Origin of the sequence: Belliella calami, from assembly GCF_022549695.1 — a bacterium.
Lineage (GTDB): Bacteria > Bacteroidota > Bacteroidia > Cytophagales > Cyclobacteriaceae > Belliella > Belliella calami.
Genome location: NZ_JAKZGS010000011.1, coordinates 59,223 through 75,791, shown reverse-complemented (window position 1 = coordinate 75,791; position 16,569 = coordinate 59,223). Strand labels below are relative to the sequence as shown.

The 16,569-nt window shown below is 36.4% G+C and carries 16 protein-coding genes; 6 read left to right on the top strand and 10 right to left on the bottom strand.

Annotated features, from left to right (window positions below; all coding sequences use genetic code 11):
• Window positions 1–49 precede the first annotated feature (49 nt).
• Window positions 50–394, top strand: coding sequence for a hypothetical protein (locus MM236_RS13310; protein ID WP_241275479.1), 345 nt, complete (start codon window positions 50–52; stop codon window positions 392–394).
• Window positions 395–625: 231 nt separating this feature from the next.
• Window positions 626–1,150 carry a DUF4924 family protein gene (locus tag MM236_RS13305; protein ID WP_241275478.1) on the top strand — a complete coding sequence of 175 codons (525 nt, stop codon included), beginning with the start codon at window positions 626–628 and terminating at the stop codon, window positions 1,148–1,150.
• 379 nt (window positions 1,151–1,529) lie between these two features.
• On the opposite strand, the gene MM236_RS13300 is transcribed toward MM236_RS13305, so the two are convergent.
• Complete coding sequence (locus tag MM236_RS13300; RefSeq protein WP_241275477.1) at window positions 1,530–3,458, bottom strand: AAA domain-containing protein; 1,929 nt, start codon at window positions 3,456–3,458, stop codon at window positions 1,530–1,532.
• 74 nt (window positions 3,459–3,532) lie between these two features.
• Here MM236_RS13300 and MM236_RS13295 point away from each other — a divergent pair, with 74 nt between their 5' ends.
• Entirely contained in the window at window positions 3,533–4,129 is a 597-nt protein-coding gene (locus MM236_RS13295) for an acyl carrier protein phosphodiesterase (protein ID WP_241275476.1), read from the top strand.
• The gene (locus MM236_RS13290) at window positions 4,126–4,578 is read left to right on the top strand and encodes a hypothetical protein (protein ID WP_241275475.1); all 453 of its coding nucleotides are present in this window, start codon (window positions 4,126–4,128) and stop codon (window positions 4,576–4,578) included. The genes MM236_RS13295 and MM236_RS13290 overlap by 4 nt, the downstream gene beginning before the upstream one ends.
• Here the strand turns inward: MM236_RS13290 and MM236_RS13285 are convergent.
• The 6 genes from MM236_RS13285 to MM236_RS13260 form a co-directional block, all read right to left on the bottom strand.
• Entirely contained in the window at window positions 4,575–5,621 is a 1,047-nt protein-coding gene (locus tag MM236_RS13285) for a porin (protein ID WP_241275474.1), read from the bottom strand. The two genes, MM236_RS13290 and MM236_RS13285, sit on opposite strands and share 4 nt — an antisense overlap.
• Before the next feature lie 53 nt (window positions 5,622–5,674).
• Entirely contained in the window at window positions 5,675–6,214 is a 540-nt protein-coding gene (locus MM236_RS13280) for an inorganic diphosphatase (protein WP_241275473.1), read from the bottom strand.
• A 149-nt stretch (window positions 6,215–6,363) separates the two neighbouring features.
• Window positions 6,364–7,452: a hybrid sensor histidine kinase/response regulator gene (locus MM236_RS13275; protein ID WP_241275472.1), complete on the bottom strand. Its 1,089-nt coding sequence runs from the start codon at window positions 7,450–7,452 to the stop codon at window positions 6,364–6,366.
• Window positions 7,445–9,568, bottom strand: a complete 2,124-nt coding sequence (locus MM236_RS13270; RefSeq protein ID WP_241275471.1) for a 7TM diverse intracellular signaling domain-containing protein — start codon at window positions 9,566–9,568, stop codon at window positions 7,445–7,447. Before MM236_RS13270 ends, MM236_RS13275 begins: the two co-directional genes overlap by 8 nt.
• Window positions 9,565–10,260: a hypothetical protein gene (locus MM236_RS13265; RefSeq protein WP_241275470.1), complete on the bottom strand. Its 696-nt coding sequence runs from the start codon at window positions 10,258–10,260 to the stop codon at window positions 9,565–9,567. Before MM236_RS13265 ends, MM236_RS13270 begins: the two co-directional genes overlap by 4 nt.
• Window positions 10,244–11,353, bottom strand: a complete 1,110-nt coding sequence (locus tag MM236_RS13260; protein ID WP_241275469.1) for a ThiF family adenylyltransferase — start codon at window positions 11,351–11,353, stop codon at window positions 10,244–10,246. Before MM236_RS13260 ends, MM236_RS13265 begins: the two co-directional genes overlap by 17 nt.
• Window positions 11,354–11,599: 246 nt before the next feature.
• Between MM236_RS13260 and MM236_RS13255 the strand changes: the two genes are divergently transcribed.
• A complete protein-coding gene (locus MM236_RS13255; protein WP_241275468.1) occupies window positions 11,600–12,073 on the top strand; it encodes a response regulator in 474 nt (157 codons plus the stop codon).
• Here MM236_RS13255 and MM236_RS13250 read toward each other — a convergent pair.
• The 3 genes from MM236_RS13250 to porX are packed head-to-tail and all read right to left on the bottom strand — an operon-like array spanning window position 12,070 to window position 15,269.
• Window positions 12,070–13,272: an alanine dehydrogenase gene (locus MM236_RS13250; RefSeq protein WP_241275467.1), complete on the bottom strand. Its 1,203-nt coding sequence runs from the start codon at window positions 13,270–13,272 to the stop codon at window positions 12,070–12,072. The two genes, MM236_RS13255 and MM236_RS13250, sit on opposite strands and share 4 nt — an antisense overlap.
• On the bottom strand, window positions 13,265–13,708 hold the full coding sequence (tsaE, locus tag MM236_RS13245; RefSeq protein ID WP_241275466.1) for a tRNA (adenosine(37)-N6)-threonylcarbamoyltransferase complex ATPase subunit type 1 TsaE: 444 nt from the start codon (window positions 13,706–13,708) through the stop codon (window positions 13,265–13,267). Before tsaE ends, MM236_RS13250 begins: the two co-directional genes overlap by 8 nt.
• A 4-nt stretch (window positions 13,709–13,712) precedes the next feature.
• The gene (porX, locus tag MM236_RS13240) at window positions 13,713–15,269 is read right to left on the bottom strand and encodes a T9SS response regulator signal transducer PorX (protein WP_241275465.1); all 1,557 of its coding nucleotides are present in this window, start codon (window positions 15,267–15,269) and stop codon (window positions 13,713–13,715) included.
• Between the two features lie 51 nt (window positions 15,270–15,320).
• Here porX and MM236_RS13235 point away from each other — a divergent pair, with 51 nt between their 5' ends.
• Window positions 15,321–16,559 (top strand): HD domain-containing protein, encoded by a 1,239-nt coding sequence (locus tag MM236_RS13235; RefSeq protein ID WP_241275464.1) that lies wholly within the window; start codon window positions 15,321–15,323, stop codon window positions 16,557–16,559.
• Window positions 16,560–16,569 lie beyond the last annotated feature (10 nt).

Sequence of the window (16,569 nt, the reverse complement as noted above, 5' to 3'; positions counted from 1 at the left end):
AAATACATCTTGCTTTTTCCGGACCACCGTACTAAAAACAACCAAAAAAATGAAAATTAAAACAAAAACATTCGTCTTCATTGTATCATTAATTACTACTTCCTGCCTAAATAATGAAATAGAAGAACCCATACTGATTATAGACCCGATTGAAGTAGTGGTTGGTGTCTGGCAGGAAGTCGAAAAGAAAGTAGAAGGTGAAGCCGGAGAAGAAATTATGGATGGTCATAAGTTGGTATTATGGTCAACGGAACCAGATGATAGCGAAAACCTTGATAATCAAATCAACCGTGCAAATCATTATGATTATAATTCTGAAAATCTAGGGATCTCTCAGTCAATAAGTGGGGATCTATCAGATTTGAAAATGGCCTCGTTAAGTTTTACAATTTAGTCAATGGGCAATCCATGGAGACAGTCTCTACTTTAAAATACCTACATGATGAAGAAACCCTCACGCTCCGTGACACGACAGTGACTCCTCCTTTGGAAATTAAACTAATTAAAATTGAACTAGAATAATTTTATTTAGAAAAAAGAAGTGGGGCACTAAAGCACAAACTAGTAATATTGGAGTTTTCCCTTCTTTATCCTTTACTTTGCAAAAAGGAAAGAATTTAGGTTTATGAAAAGCATTGCTGAGAAAAAAAGAGAACAGAATATAGCTGAATACATCATTTATATGTATCAGATGGAGGATTTGATCAGAGCCTATGATTTCAATATGCTCGATATTAGACAATATGTAATCTCCCATTACCCAATTTCTGACTCTGAAAAAGAAGATATGGCCATTTGGTTTTCAAATATCTGCGAGCAGATGATATCTGAAAAAATCACAGCCACAGGTCATCTTTCCGAGATTCAGGCGATTGTAGATGAATTGGCAAAGATTCATTGGGCACTTTTGAAAAGCGACATGGAATACTTCGGGATTTATAATAAAGCAAAACCTTTTATAGTCGAAATGATCATAGAAGCAGGAAATAAACCAGTCGGGCATGAAATCCAAATTTGTATCAATGCCATATATGGACTACTTCTAGCCAAATTGAAAGGAAGAGAAATCCCAAAAGGCTATACCGAAGCCACAGATGCTTTTGGCAGTGTGCTTAGCTACTTGAGCTATGTCTATGCTGAAAAAAAATAAAGACCAAGATACTTTTTGTTTCAATTGAAGAAATTCAACTCATGTACCGAAAGTTTTTGGTAAGAAAAAGGCATTTCATAGTTTATACCATTTCGTAAAAACAGTTATTTTCTTTGTCTCGTCCTGAAAATGGTTGACACTTTTTCTATTGATTTATCTATATTTCCGATAGACATTCAATTGCCCTTTCAGGGCAAACAATCAACTGCCTAACTTTTTAACATCGGGTCATGAACCCGATGCTTAGATCAAGTGCCCTTTCAGGGCATGAAAACTACATGCTTCTTGATTCTTTTTTCTCTTTTTTTCATGTCTCAAATCTCTTTTCTCATGTCTCAAATCTTTTTTCTCATGTCTCAAATCTCTTGTATCACATCTACTATTCCATAAACTCATAAACACTCTTGTATTCTCCATGCTCTTCGACATAGGTCAAGAAGGAGTTGTAGAAATCATTGCTGGAAAGTGTAGAACTGTCTCCAATCACCACCAGTTTTCTTTTGGCACGAGTCAGAGCTACATTCATCCTTCTGGTGTCGGACAGAAAGCCTATTTCTCCTTTTTCATTGGATCTGACTAGGCTGATAAAAATAATATCCCTTTCCTGACCCTGAAATCCATCGATCGAATCTACTGTCAACAACTCCGAAAATGACCTAAGATTAGGATATTCATAGCTATCAAAAATCAATTCCTGAAACTTCCTGACTTGCGCTCTGTAGGGTGATATCAAACCAATATTCCATCCCTCCATCTTTATTTTGGCCACTCCAACTCTTTTGATGAGATTTTCCAAATAGTATAAGGTGAATTTTGCTTCGTCAGCATTCAATGTACTTAGCGATTCTTTTTCCTGATGCTCCAAGTAGCCAGAACCAGCTGTATCTACAAACTCCAATACAGGCTCCTCGGGAGACAAAAAATGAAAAAGAGTATTTTCAGCTGCTTCCAAATTGCTTTTGTAAAACATCCTGCTCGAAAAACCCATGATTTTTTCAGGCATTCTGTATTGGATAGTCAGCATTTTTGATGCTTCTGGCTGTCTTTTGATGACTTTTTCAAACAAAGTTTCGCTCAAACCTGCCTTTGCAGCTTCATAAGATTTTATCGTAGGTGGTAATTGGCAATGATCTCCAGCCATCACAATCTTATCTGCTTTGAGAATGGGAATCCAAGTGGCAGCTTCCAATCCTTGACCTGCCTCATCAATAAAAACCAAAGGAAAATGCATTCCTCGAAGTGCTTGATTTGAAGAACCAACCAAAGTACTTGCAAAAACCTGAGTGGACTGAAAAACATCATAAATAATGTAGTTCTCGAGATTTTCAGCATCTAGTTTGATTCTGGTGGCTTCGTCAAGCATTCGTTTTCTTTGCAAGCGTTCCTCATGTCCAAAATTTCTTTTGTACTTTCTTCCAAGCTTTCTATATTCCTCAGCAGATTTCCTCAGCTTTTTCAGATCCTTGTAGCTATCATGCAATGAAATCTTCGCATCTAATGTTTGAGCAAGAATCTTATCATCCACTCTCGCCGGATGACCTATTCTCAAAGTAGAAACACCATCATCTGATAATTTTTCGACCAACAAATCCACTGCTGCATTACTTGGTGCACAAACAAGAATTTGCTTATTGGAATGCAAGGCATATTTGATTGCTGCGATCAAGGTAGTAGTTTTTCCAGTACCGGGAGGTCCATGGATGATCGCCACATCATCAGCAGAATCGATCAATTTTAATGCTTGATTTTGCGCGGGATTCAATTGCTCTTGAGGTAAATATTTTCGTTCAGAAAAAGATGACACTTGGGATCCCAACAATATATTTTTGATTGCTCCTAGTCTTCCCTTATCTGCTTTGATGACTGCTTTCATGGTAGCTTCCATTTCTCTATAACTTGCCTCATCAAAAAGCAGGTCAACGCCAATCTTTCCATCATTCAACCAATCTGGAAGATCATCACTTTGAAGTGTAATGGTCATTACATCTTTGCGCACTGAATTTACCACACCATTTACCCTTGCATCTTGGCCATGGAATCCTTCTTGATTCGAAAATACAGAAACCGACTTACCAGATTGAAATACATGAGAATCATTGGTGTCATACCTTTCTAGCTCCAAAATTATCCTGTCACCAAGTCCTACCTTAGTTTTTTTGATCTGCAAGGGGTACCAACAGACACCTTGCTTTTTTTTATCTGAAATTGAAGTATATAAAAACTTTTTCTTATACTGTTCCAAATCTTCTGCCCACTCCTGTCGTAGAAGTTTTAAAGATATATTTAATTCTTCCTGTATATTGTGCATCAATTATTAATTTATAGCTAGAACCAATTGAATTGCGTTACAGTTAAAACTAAAATAAACAAAAATCAAAATAAGTGAATTTTCTAGCGCACGCATATTTATCCTTTGGCGACCCAAAGGTACTCATTGGAAACTTTATTGGCGACTTCGTCAGAGGCCCAATCGAGGAAATTTATGAAAAAGATATTGTTGTTGGAATTTTACTTCATAGGGAAATTGACAAATTCACAGATAAACACCCTGTAGTCAAAGATGCTCAAGAAAAATTAAAACCTCAGTACGGAAGATATGGAAGCGTAATTACAGACATGTATTTTGATTATTTTCTCGGAAAATATTGGAATAATTACCACCATTTGCCACTTGAAGTATTTGCTAAAGATACCTATGCGATCGTAGAGGATCATATTGATATTCTTCCTGAAAATTTCCTGAAGGCATTTCAATACATGAAACATTATAACTGGTTACTTTCTTACTCAAATTTAAATGGCATTCGAAGAGCTATGACTGGACTGTCAAAGAGGACACGTTTTGACTCAAAAATGGAAACAGCTCATTTATTCCTTGAGGAAAATCATGAATTTTTAAAGGAACATTTTGGTGACTTTTTCGAAGAATTGGTAACTTTCGCAAAAGAAAGATACTTCGCTTTGAAATCAGAAACATGATCCATTGTAAACCAAAGAAATCCACTTATTTTTCCTTAACGATTGTATTGCTGATCCTTTTGAGCGGATTGATTTACATTCTAAACGATTTTACTTATTCCCGAAGTTTTGGACTAACTTTTTACCTTATCTGTGCTCCTTTGGTAACAGTGGTTATTTTGATGTTGTTGGTAAAAATGATGGCTGGATACAAATTTATTTCCGTTGGAAAAGATAAAATAACCACTAAACTACCCCTTAGAGGAAAATCAAAAACTTATGATTTGAAACAAATTTTGGCTTGGGAAGAGGAAAAAGTCATCGCAAACAAAAAAGAATTCAGACAGGTCACAATTGTTTTTGATGACAAAACTTCATTTACCATGAGCAATCATGAACATGTGAATTATGAAGAATTTGTTGTTTATCTGACTAAAAAGGCATCTTCTAAAAAAGTCAAAAATCACTAAAACTTTACCGAAAAAGACATCGTAACTGCTGTATTTCCTTTGCTAAACTTTGCTTCTGGCAATTGAAAAACAGCTTCTTTCCCTATAAATTGTCTGGCCTCCAACCGAACCAAGCCTCTTGGGTGAATTTGATAGTCTATATTTGCGGATAATCCAGAAACTCTCATTCCTTCATTCAAAATCACACCAGCTTGGTCTGAGTAGTATTCCAATCTACCAGCCAGAGTGACTTTTTCAATGAATTCCCTTCTGAGAGAAGCAGTGACACCTACCCAATGGTTGACACTATTACCAATAGTTGCTTCTATTCCATAATCCACGCCTGCTGTAGCTCCCCATTTGCCAAATGCATACTGGGTGTAGAAATTATTAAAGAACCTGTCTTGTCGCAGTGGTTGTCTTTCATCATTCCCAAAATAATTTGAATAGTTTAATTCCAAATTCTCAGTTGGTCGATAATTCACGCCCAAACCAAGCCCCAAAGACTGATTACCTGAAGTTCTTTGCACATTTTGCCAGCCGTTGGTCAGCCAGAGCGTCAAGTCCAGCTTTGGGTTTACTTTATAAGAAAATCTAGCCCCAGTCAGGAAATAAGGGGAATTTTCAGCCAAAAGACTTCTACTCAAATGCCAGCAATCTGCACCAATCGCACTTTCAAAACCGATGTGAGATGGCATGATCCCTATGTCTACCCAAAGGTCTTCCATGACTTCGAACCCAACTGAAGCTTCGTAGATCATTTGTGCCCACTGAGGTTCATTTGCCAAGTTAAACTGTGCGTAATTTCCAAACATCAAACCTAAATTAGTTCTAAGCTTTTCTTCTTGGTAAGAAGCTTGAATCAGTGCTAGGTTGACACTAAATTCATTGTGTTTTTTGAAATTATAAAGAAAATCTGGTCTTAAATGATCCTCAGGCTGATTGAAATCGTAGGAATAATACGCTTCTAGGTATCCTGAAAAAGTAAAATCTCCTCTTTTGGTTTCCTGAGCAAAAACACATTCTGCAAAAATCAGAAATATAAAAAGTAAAGTTCCCTTCATTGAGTTTAAGTTAAAAGATGAAAGCCTGAATTTCAATGATTCAGGCTTATCAATTATCTTTTTGTTCTAAAATTTTTATCGTAAAGCTCAATACTTTCTTTGATGATTCTAAAAGCGTCTTCTCTACCTAAGAAATCTTCCACTTTCACTTCTTTGCTTTCGAGCTTCTTGTAGTCCTCAAAGAATCTGTGTACTTCCTTCATCAAATGCGGAGGTAATTCATCGATATCTTCAATATAATTCACCGACTGATCATCTGCTGCTACTGCGATGATTTTATCATCAGCTTCCCCACCATCGACCATTCTCATCACACCAATGACTTTGGCTTTTACCAATGTCATCGAAGGAATATCAATTTGGGAAATAATTAAAATGTCCAAAGGATCATGATCCTCGCAGAAGGTCTGTGGTATAAATCCATAATTTGCAGGATAATGAACTGCCGAAAACAAAACCCTATCAAGTATAAGCATTCCTGTTTTCTTGTCCAATTCATACTTTCCTTTACTACCTTTTGGAATTTCGATTACCCCCATCACATATTCCGGAGCATCTTTACCAATTTGCACATCGTGCCATGGATTAATCATATCTAAAAACTATTTATTGTTCGAATTTTTAATGATGCGCAATTTAGTTTGTATTCTCATTTTTATCAAAGTAATATCATTCTATTTTGTTGATATTATTGTTTTTTTTTTAGGGTTAAATACAAAATTGATGACCTTTCTATCAAAAACTACGGTTTCAAAGAAGGCAAAGTGATCGTAAAGATCGTACCATGATCCAATTTTGAAACAAGATTTATCTTCCCTCCCATTTGAATCACAGACTCTTTGACCATATACAAGCCTAGTCCTGAGCCTACGTTTCTTTGAGTCGCTCTGTGAAAGAGGTTGAATACTTCAGTTTGGAATTTCTCTTCGATACCTATGCCGTTATCCTCTATCTCTATGATTGCGGATTTGTCTTTGACAGTTATTTTCAATTTTATGGACTTTCCGCCTCCATCACTTTTTTGAAATTTATAAGCATTGCTAAAGAGGTTGTTGATAATTACTCTAAGCTTAGAATCGTCGGAAAAGAATTTTTCTTGCTGATCAATTTTGATTTCAATGTTGACATCATCCAGACCCAATTTTTCTTTGTACTCTAGTAGCTGTTCGTCTATTATTTCTTGAAAGAAAATCTCTGAAGCTTTAGTGTCTATTTTGGTTGAGCGATAAAAATCCAGCATTTTGTATATAAAATCATCCAGCCTAAGTGTCGCTGAATCTATCATATCAAAGTACTCCAAGATGTTTTGATCATCTGTTTCGGTCTTTGCCAGCTTAGAGACGCCGGAGATACTCATCAATGGACCTCTCAATTCATGCGAAAGACTATACACAAACTGGTTCATTTCTGAATACACCTTTTTTAATCTTTCATTTTTGTCTTTTAATTCTTTTTTGGTAAAATATATTTCAGACGCATTCTTTATAGCATTTTTGATCTGCTCAAGATTCCATGGCTTATCGATAAATCTATAGACTTCACCTTTATTGATCGCATCGATTACACTGGCAATATCTGAGTATCCTGTCAACAAAATCCGGACAGGATCAGGATTGATTTTCATCAATTTTTCAAAAAATTCTACTCCTGTCAGTCCTGGCATCCTTTGGTCTGCTATGACCACATGCAATTCTTCCAGCTCAGCTATTTTCAACCCATCCTCTGCATCTATAGCTGTAATGATATGAAAATCCTTTCGAAGACTGGCCTTAAAGGAGTTTAAGTTATTATCTTCATCATCTATGTAAAGTACTCGTATTTTTTCATTCATGATGTGGAGTGTTTTGATAAATCGGTAAGGTTATTATAAAATTAGTCCCTTTACCTACTGCCGTATCTACTTCCAGTGTACCATTATGGTTTTCTATAATAGTATAAACAATTGACAGTCCTAGTCCGGTACCTTTACCTACAGCTTTTGTGGTAAAAAAGGGTTCAAAAATTCTTTCCTTTACCGATTTGGGCATTCCTGGTCCATTATCTCCAATTTCAATTTTGACAAATTCATCAATTTGGCTTGTTTTGATTAAGATTTCTGGGGAAGGGTTTTCTGCCAAATAATCAGTCAATGCATGTATGGAATTGGTAATAATATTCATAAACACTTGATTAATCTTTCCTGCAAGACATTCTACCTTTGGAATTTCACCAAAATCCCTCACTATTTTTATCTTGCCTGACATGGAACTGTTCAATAACACTAATGTACTATTAATCCCGTCATGAATATCGACTTTTTTCACATCTTGTTCATCTACGCGCGAAAAAAGTCTTAAACCTTTCACAATTTCAACCGTTCGCTTGGCGCCATCATCCATTCCCTTTAGTAATTGGTCGATTTCGTCAAGAATGTATTCAAGCTCCAACTCTTCTTCCAGCGCTTGGATTTCTTTCTTTGTGTCTTCTGTGAAATGTAAACCTCCTTTCTCTCTGTACATTTCCACTATTTCCATAAGGTCTTTTATATCTCTTTTTAGTGGGGAAATATTAGAACTGACAAAATTGATCGGATTATTGATTTCATGGGCAATCCCTGCTGTCAATTGACCCAAAGATGCCATTTTCTCTTGATTTACCAATTGAGTCTGGGTATTTTGAAGATGCCTCAAGGTCTCTTCTAGTTCTTCAGTCCTTACTTTTACTTTTGACTCAAGCATTTCATTTTGCTTTAGGATCAGGCTTTCATTCTCTTTAAGAACTCTCAACTTTTCGGCTTGTTCACCTTCTTTTTCTTTTTTTAGAATGTTTATTTTCTCTGCCAATGCAAGAGAAAGCAATATAGCCTCCATTGCTGTCCCTACCAACATTGGGAAGTTTGGTGGTGCATTGAACTCAATCAATCCATTGGTTTGCAAAATAAAAACCAATAGTCCTATAAAAAAAAACAGCCATCCTATTATAAAATAGACTGCAGGCCTGTATCCTTTTCGTGCTATAATACTAGCCGAAAAAACAAAAAGTACTATCACCATCAAACCTGACACATCCGTGAAAGTATAGCTTAGCCTGATGAAACCAAAGATCCTCAATAGGAAAGAAGCGCCATATACAAAAATATTCAAAATCAATAACTTATCTAAAAAAGGAGTAAACTCACGAGTCTTAAGGAACATCCTCATAAAAGAAATCCCCGCCATTCCAGAAATAGCAGAAAATCCGATTATACTTAATTCATATAAATAAGAATTTTGGTTCAAAAAGTAGTAGTAAGAATAACCCAACAATGAAGTCTGAGCCAATGCTATAAACAAGATATAAATCGAGTATAAGAAATATGTTTTGTCGCGTATGAGAAAAAAAAGAATGAAATTATATAGAAACAAAGCAAACATCACCCCCATGTAAGAACTTATAATAAGCGTTCTTTGATTGTAAACAAAATGGAAAAGGCTGTATTCGGCTAAGGAAATTTCAACATTGATGGGCTCATTACTTTTGATCGAAATAAACAACTCCTGCTTTACTCCGGACTTATTTATATTGAAAAGTGGATTAGGATTAGAAAAAATATTTGTCCGTCCATAGTTTGTGCCTGCGCGACCTAGTTCTTCGAGCAATCCATTGTCAGTTTTTTGGTATAAGACCACTTCTCTGAAAGTTGGGTTCTTTAATTCCAAGGCTAGATTTTCTCCTAGTTCGAAAGCATCGTCTATCCTGAATCCCAAATAGGCTTCTTCCACAAACCCCAGACCTAGCGCATTAGAATTTACGGTGATTTTTTCTCCATCACCCAAAAACTCTCTGTTTTTGAAAATGTAGTATTCCTTGATTTCAAATGTATCCATATCACCTATGGATGCCAGAAATGCCATGACGGGTAAAAAAATAAATATGATGACAGTCAATCCTATTACGAGAGGCTGTTTATTTGTCCAACTTTTGATCATAGTTTTTCTAAATTCAAATCAAATTCAACTTCCATTTCTCCCATTTTGCTGGTAAGGAACTTTGTTTGTTTTGGGTTTTTTCTCAAATCAAAAATAAAATCCTTTTCCTCCGGATTTGCCCTCTCGAGTGTCCTGACATTTTCCACTTCCATTATGGTAGCTACAAGTCCCTCTTTAGGATACAAAAAAGTACCATTATCACCGAGCTCCTCTATAATCCTCAGACCTACTGACTGAGAATTGGCAACTGTAAATGGCGAGCAAAAAGCCATTAAACAGTTTAAATCCAAAAAGGAAGTCAATGCCACTCCTATTCTGATCAAATAAATACTCCCAATCCCATATCCTGAAACTTCTTTTGAATTCCAAAGACCGCAATACTCGGCAACTTTCAAGTCCTCGAACCTTTCCATGTAAGATACTATCCTGCTATCTTTTTCAAAAATAGCTCCTTCGAGTGGCAAAGGAAAACCTGCACTCCGCAACTGTACCCTTCCGCCACCTAGCATCCTTTCGCCATCTTCGGATTCTACTAAAAGAAGGTAAACATTTGGATTATTCATCCATGACCTATCAGCAGATGTGACTTTGGTGACCCCATATGATTCCAAAACCTTGAAATGTCCACTTACATATTTTTCCGTTTCCTCAGGAGAGGAGATTGCTCTCACAACCCTAATTTTTACTTTCATTTTTGTTATTGAAGTATAGATCCAAATCAATGTAGGCTCTTCCAGAATTGACTTCTTGAGTTGTTAGTATTTTTCTTGCAAAATGTGCACACATAGCTCCTCCCATGATAACAGAAGTACCTAGCTGGGGCCAGCTTGTAATTGATTTTCCCAATTCGGACAAACTGTTTTTGCCTCTAACTGAAATTTTTTCATAGTCTAAAATCGACATTAGAATTTCAGTTTTTGAGGAATTCAAATTTTCTAACAAATCATTTTCAGAACCAAAACCCGAAAGAAGTCCATGAAAAATCGGACGGTCTGTTTCCAAATCAAACCTTTCTATATCGATCAAACCTCTATCACTTGTATCCATGATGACCGGTATGCCCAACTCCCTTGCTTTGATTCGTACTTCTATCTTCACTTTGATATTGTCACATTCCTCTACTACCAAATCAAGATTTCCATCTTCTGTAAAAAAAGACTCAATGTTTCCATCTGTTAATCCTTCATCATAAACCTTTACTTTTAGAAAAGGATCAATCTCTGCTATTTCACGCTTCACCAAAGTTGTTTTGGACACCCCAAGATTGAGGACACTCGTCCTTAGACGATTCATATTACCAAGTTCTAGGGTATCAAAATCAGCAATTCTTAGCTCACCAAATGACCGCTCCATAGCTAAGCTGATCGCTACACTTTGGCCTACAGAAAGTCCTATTATGCCAATTTTTTTTGTTGCCAAAGCGCTTTGCTCTTCATCTGTGATTTTGAATTTGTTTCTGATTGTCCTTACTGTTATAAAATCCTCTTCTGGAAGCAAATGCACTAAAGCATTTTTCCAAGAATAATATACCCAGACACCAAACTTTTCTTTATCAATTTCCTCAAAAAAAGTTTCAACTTGCTCAGCCAACTCAGTGGACTGAAATTTTACAGAAGGGTTTTTCAGTTTTATCAACTCAGAAACTTGACTGTCAATTTCATCGATAATTGAAATAAACGGTAATTCCTTTATCTTTTGCAAAAGTTGAAATTCACTGACTTTTTGGGGATTTAAGATTAAAGCTTCAATTTGATGGGTGAAATCAAGATCTTTAATGTAGCTCATTATCGTAAATATGGGGTGATAGATACTGGTAAAGTTATATTTTTGATTCAAGATTCATATTAAAAAAGAAAAAAATATTCACAGAAATGAATTTTATTTAGATATTTGATAATATCGAGGGCAATAAACAGAATTTTAAGCAGAAAAATTAATAGAAAACTGATTTCTAAAGCAAGAAAAAAACCACTTTCCAAAAACAGTTTCTCGAATTTTATTTTACTTATATTCTCATAAACAAAGAAACAAATGTCTGATCAGCAAAAAGAAAAAATAAAAATACTGTATGTAGATGATGAGGAAAATAATCTTCAAGCATTCAAAGCGACGTTCAGAAGAGATTACAAAGTGTTTATTGCTATATCCGCACAAGAAGCTAGAGACCTGCTCTTGACTCAGACAGTAGATATTATCATCACTGACCAACGAATGCCTGAAGAAACTGGCGTAGAATTCCTAGAGTCAATTATTCCACTTTATCCTGATCCGATTAGGATTCTTTTGACTGGATATACAGATATTCAGGCTGTAATAGATGCTATCAACAAAGGGCAGGTTTATCATTATCTGACCAAACCTTGGGAAGAAGACTACCTTCGAACAGTCATCAAAAACGCCTTTGAAGTATATTCTCTTCGAAATGAAAATAAAAAGTTGACCGATGACTTGATTAAAGCCAATGATCAACTGGAATTTTTACTTCGACAAAATCTACTTTCCTAATACCTAGCTGCCAATAACAGCTGAAGTTCCTTGTGGGTCATCAAGAATTTTCTAGCCAAATGGGCATTTGTTAAGCTTCCACGATAAGTATAAACACCCTTCATAAACCACTTGTAATTGAATATCATCTCTTCAGCCCCTTTCAAATCTGACATTTGCAGCAGAATCGGCGTAAAAATATTGCTCAATGCTACGGAAGCAGTTCTCGAAACCCTTGATGCGATGTTTGGTACACAATAATGAATAATATCATGCTTCAAGTAAGTAGGTTTGGAATGTGATGTCATCTCTGCTGTCTCAATACAACCTCCTTGATCAATACTCACATCGATTACGACACTTCCAGGCATCATTGCTGCTATCATTTCCTCTGTTACCACTATTTTATTCCTACCTTTTTCTGCCCGTAATGCCCCTATCACGACATCTGCCTCCTTCAGTGCTTGAGCCAAGGTAATATTATCAATCGTAGAAGTAAACACTTGCTGACCTAGTAGTTGCTTTACTCTTCTCAGCTTGTAAATATGGTTGTCAAATACTTTGATGTTTGCCCCAAGACCCAATGCAGTTCTTGCTGCATATTCTGCAACAGTGCCAGCACCTATGATCACAACTTGAGTTGGAGGAACTCCAGTGACTCCCCCCAAAATCAAGCCCTTACCATGGCTGACACTACTCAAATATTCTGATGCAATCAACATCACAGTACTTCCAGCAATCTCACTCATTGCTCTTACCACTGGCATCCCTCCCACTTTGTCTTCGAGGTTTTCAAAAGATACTGCAGTGATTCTTTTTGCATTGAGCGCGTGGATGTATTCTGCATTTTGTCTTCCGATCTGAAGCGCAGAGATAAGACATGCCCCCGGAAGCATATGATTTATTTCTTCTATCGTAGGAGGCTCCACTTTTAGAACCACTTCTGTTTCTAAAGCCTCTTTGGGAGAATAGACTACTTTTGCTCCTGCGTCAGAATATTCCTTATCGGTAAATTTTGACTGCTTTCCAGCTTCTGATTCTACCACCACCTTCAAACCATTGTTGGTCAAAAGACGGACGGCCTCAGGCGTCAGAAGTACACGTTTTTCTTGATCATCTGTCTCTTTGGGAATCCCGATATTGAACCCCCCTTTTCCTTTTTTCACTTGCTCAGACGCCTCCTTTGGAAGAAGCTCTACAGATTCGGTAATGCTAACCATGCTGCATGCCATTTACGATTTTCGAAACACTAATTTCTCTCACACCAACATTATCTACATCTACAATGATATACATAAAGGTATCTGGAATAAACGCTGGGATTTTTTCAGCCCATTCTATCCAGCAATATGATCCTCCATAGAAATATTCATCAATCCCAATTTCCAAAACTTCCTCTTGATCTTCGATTCTGTAAAAGTCAAAATGATAAAATTTTTCTTGGGAATCATTGACATACTCATTGACTATTGAAAAGGTAGGGCTTGATACTATATCCTTCACACCAAAATTTTTGGCTATGGATTTTATCAAAGTCGTCTTTCCTGCACCCATGTCACCTTTAAACACCCAGATTTTTTCTTCACTACAATAATCTGCTATTTCTTTGGCGACTTGTTCGATCTGTCCTAAATGTTCAAAATGGATTTTCTTCAATAGCTTAATTCTTTGGTAATAGATGTACTACAGGTATTATGATTTCCTCCAAAGATACTCCTCCATGCTGAAAAGTGTCTTTGTAGTAATTTACATAATAATTGTAATTGTTTGGATATGCAAAGAAATAATCTTCTACGGCAAAAACATAACTTGTTGACACATTAAATCTTGGAAGTTTAGCATCTTCAGGTTTATTTATCTCAAAAACCTTCCCACTTTCGAAGTTGAGATTCTTTCCTTGCTTATACCTGAGATTAGTAGTGACATTTTTGTCACCTATGATTTTGTAAGGTTTATTCACTCTCTTGGTACCATGATCAGTAGTCACGATCAGTTCAGCTCCAGCAGCACTGATTCTCTTAAACATCTCAAATAGAGATGAATGTTCAAACCAACTTTTGGTCAGTGATCTATAGGCTGATTCATCTGGAGCAAGTTCTCTGATCATTTTCATGTCGGTTCTTGCATGTGACATCATATCGACAAAGTTAAACACCAAAACGTTGAGGTCATTATTCAACAAGTTGTGGAATTGATCTACAAGGTTTTTGCCTTGATAAGCTTGGAGAATTTTATGATAGCTGTAGCGGATATTGAGCCTGTTTTTATGCAGGTTTTCGGCCAAAAACTCTTCTTCTTTATTGTTTTTCCCCTCGTCTGTATCCTCACCCTCCCAAAGGTCAGGATGGAATCTAGCCATATCAGAAGGCATCATCCCACTGAAAAGCGCATTTCTGGAGAATGCTGTGGTAGTAGGCAAAATACTATAATAAGTATCATCCTCTTTTGTATTGAAATATTGGTTCACAAGAGGCTCCAACACTTCCCATTGATCCAGACGTAGATTGTCAATTACGATAAAAAACAAAGGCTTTCCTTCTTTGAGATGCGGGAATACTTTTTCTTTCATCAAATTTGGAGATAAAATCGGTCTATCCGCCTTAGAATCATTTAGCCAATCTATATAGTTGTTTTTGATAAACTTTGCGAAGGATGCATTAGCCTCTACTTTTTGGGAATCTAAAATCTCTCGCATGCTTTTATTCTCTGTCTTATCGATTTCGAGCTCCCAATAGGTGAGTTTTTTATAAATCTCTGTCCACTCTTGATGGGTAGAAGCGTCGCTACAAGCCATGCTGATATTCATAAAATCCTGTCTGTAAGAGAGGTTTGTCTTTTCGGAAATCAGCTGTTTATTCTGTAGTATTTTTTTCACAGATAGCAAAATCTGATTTGGATTGATAGGCTTGATCAGATAATCTGCGATTTTCCCTCCAATAGCATCATCCATGATATGCTCTTCTTCACTTTTGGTGATCATTACCACTGGAATTTGGGGTTTGATCATCTTTATCTGCTGCAATGTCTCTAGCCCAGTCATTCCAGGCATCATTTCATCCAGAAAGATCACATCATAATTTTCTTGTTCTACTTGCTCGATCGCATCTACCCCACTATTGACAGTGGTTATTTCATAGCCTTTTTGCTTTAGGAAAAGAATATGTGGTTTCAATAGATCTATTTCGTCGTCAGCCCAAAGGATTTTAGAATTTTGCATAATGTTTGGTTTACTTCTGTTAAAATTATAATTACTTTTGAAACCAATCAAATGTCAAAGACATTGAAAAGCCACAAAATATTAAATGATCCAGTTTATGGATTCATTACAATTCCAAGTGAATTGATTTTTACAATCATTGATCACCCTTACTTCCAGAGGTTACGGCGTATCAAGCAGCTAGGTTTGACAGATTTTGTCTATCCCGGGGCACTTCATACCAGATTCCATCATGCTATTGGGGCAATGCACTTGATGAGTATCACTTTAGATAATCTTCGTAATAAAGGTAATGAAATTAGCGATCAAGAATATGAAGCAGCTTTGATTGCTATTCTACTTCATGACATAGGACATGGCCCCTTTTCCCATGCTTTAGAGTTTAGTCTTCTCAAGGATGTACCGCATGAATCTTTGTCGCTGCTGGTGATTGATATAATGAATAAACAATTAAACGGCCAATTAGATCTTGCGTTAAGAATTTTTAAGAATCATTATGAAAGAAAATTTTTTCATCAGCTAGTTTCCAGTCAACTTGATATAGATAGACTTGACTACCTTCAGCGGGATTGCTTCTTCACAGGAGTCTCTGAGGGTACTATTGGCGCCGATAGAATCATCAAAATGATGGCCATCAAAGACGATCAGTTGGTGGTGGAAGAAAAAGGACTTTATAGCATTGAAAATTTCTTGAGTGCCAGAAGACTGATGTATTGGCAAGTATATTTGCACAAGACTACTGTAAGTGCTGAAAAGATGTTGATCAACTTAATCTCAAGAGCAAAAGATCTGAGGCAGTCAGGAACTAGCCTATTTGCAACCGACGAGTTTTTGTTTTTTCTTGAAAATAATTTTTCAATAGATGATTTTCAAAAATCGGAAACATTGGTAAGAACATTCCTTGAGCTCGATGATTATGACATTTGGGGATCTATCAAATTTTGGAAAAAAGACTCAGACTATATCTTGAGGAATATTTCACAGATGTTTCTCGCAAGAAACCTCTACAAAATAAACCTCAGCAATGTGGAGTTTTCTGAAGAGGAACTCAATTCTATGAAAGAAAAAACAAGAACCAAACTCCAAGTTTCTGAAGAAGATATGAAGTACTTTTTTTCCCATGGGTCGATCAGCAACAATGCATACCTTGCAAAAGAACGCATCCATATTTTGACTAAAAAAGGAGAAATAATAGATGTTGCCCAAGCGGCAGACTTACCAAACATTAAAGCAATGAGTAAAATAGTCAAAAAACATTATGCTTGTCGTGCTAAAAACTTAACTTTGTAACCACACAATA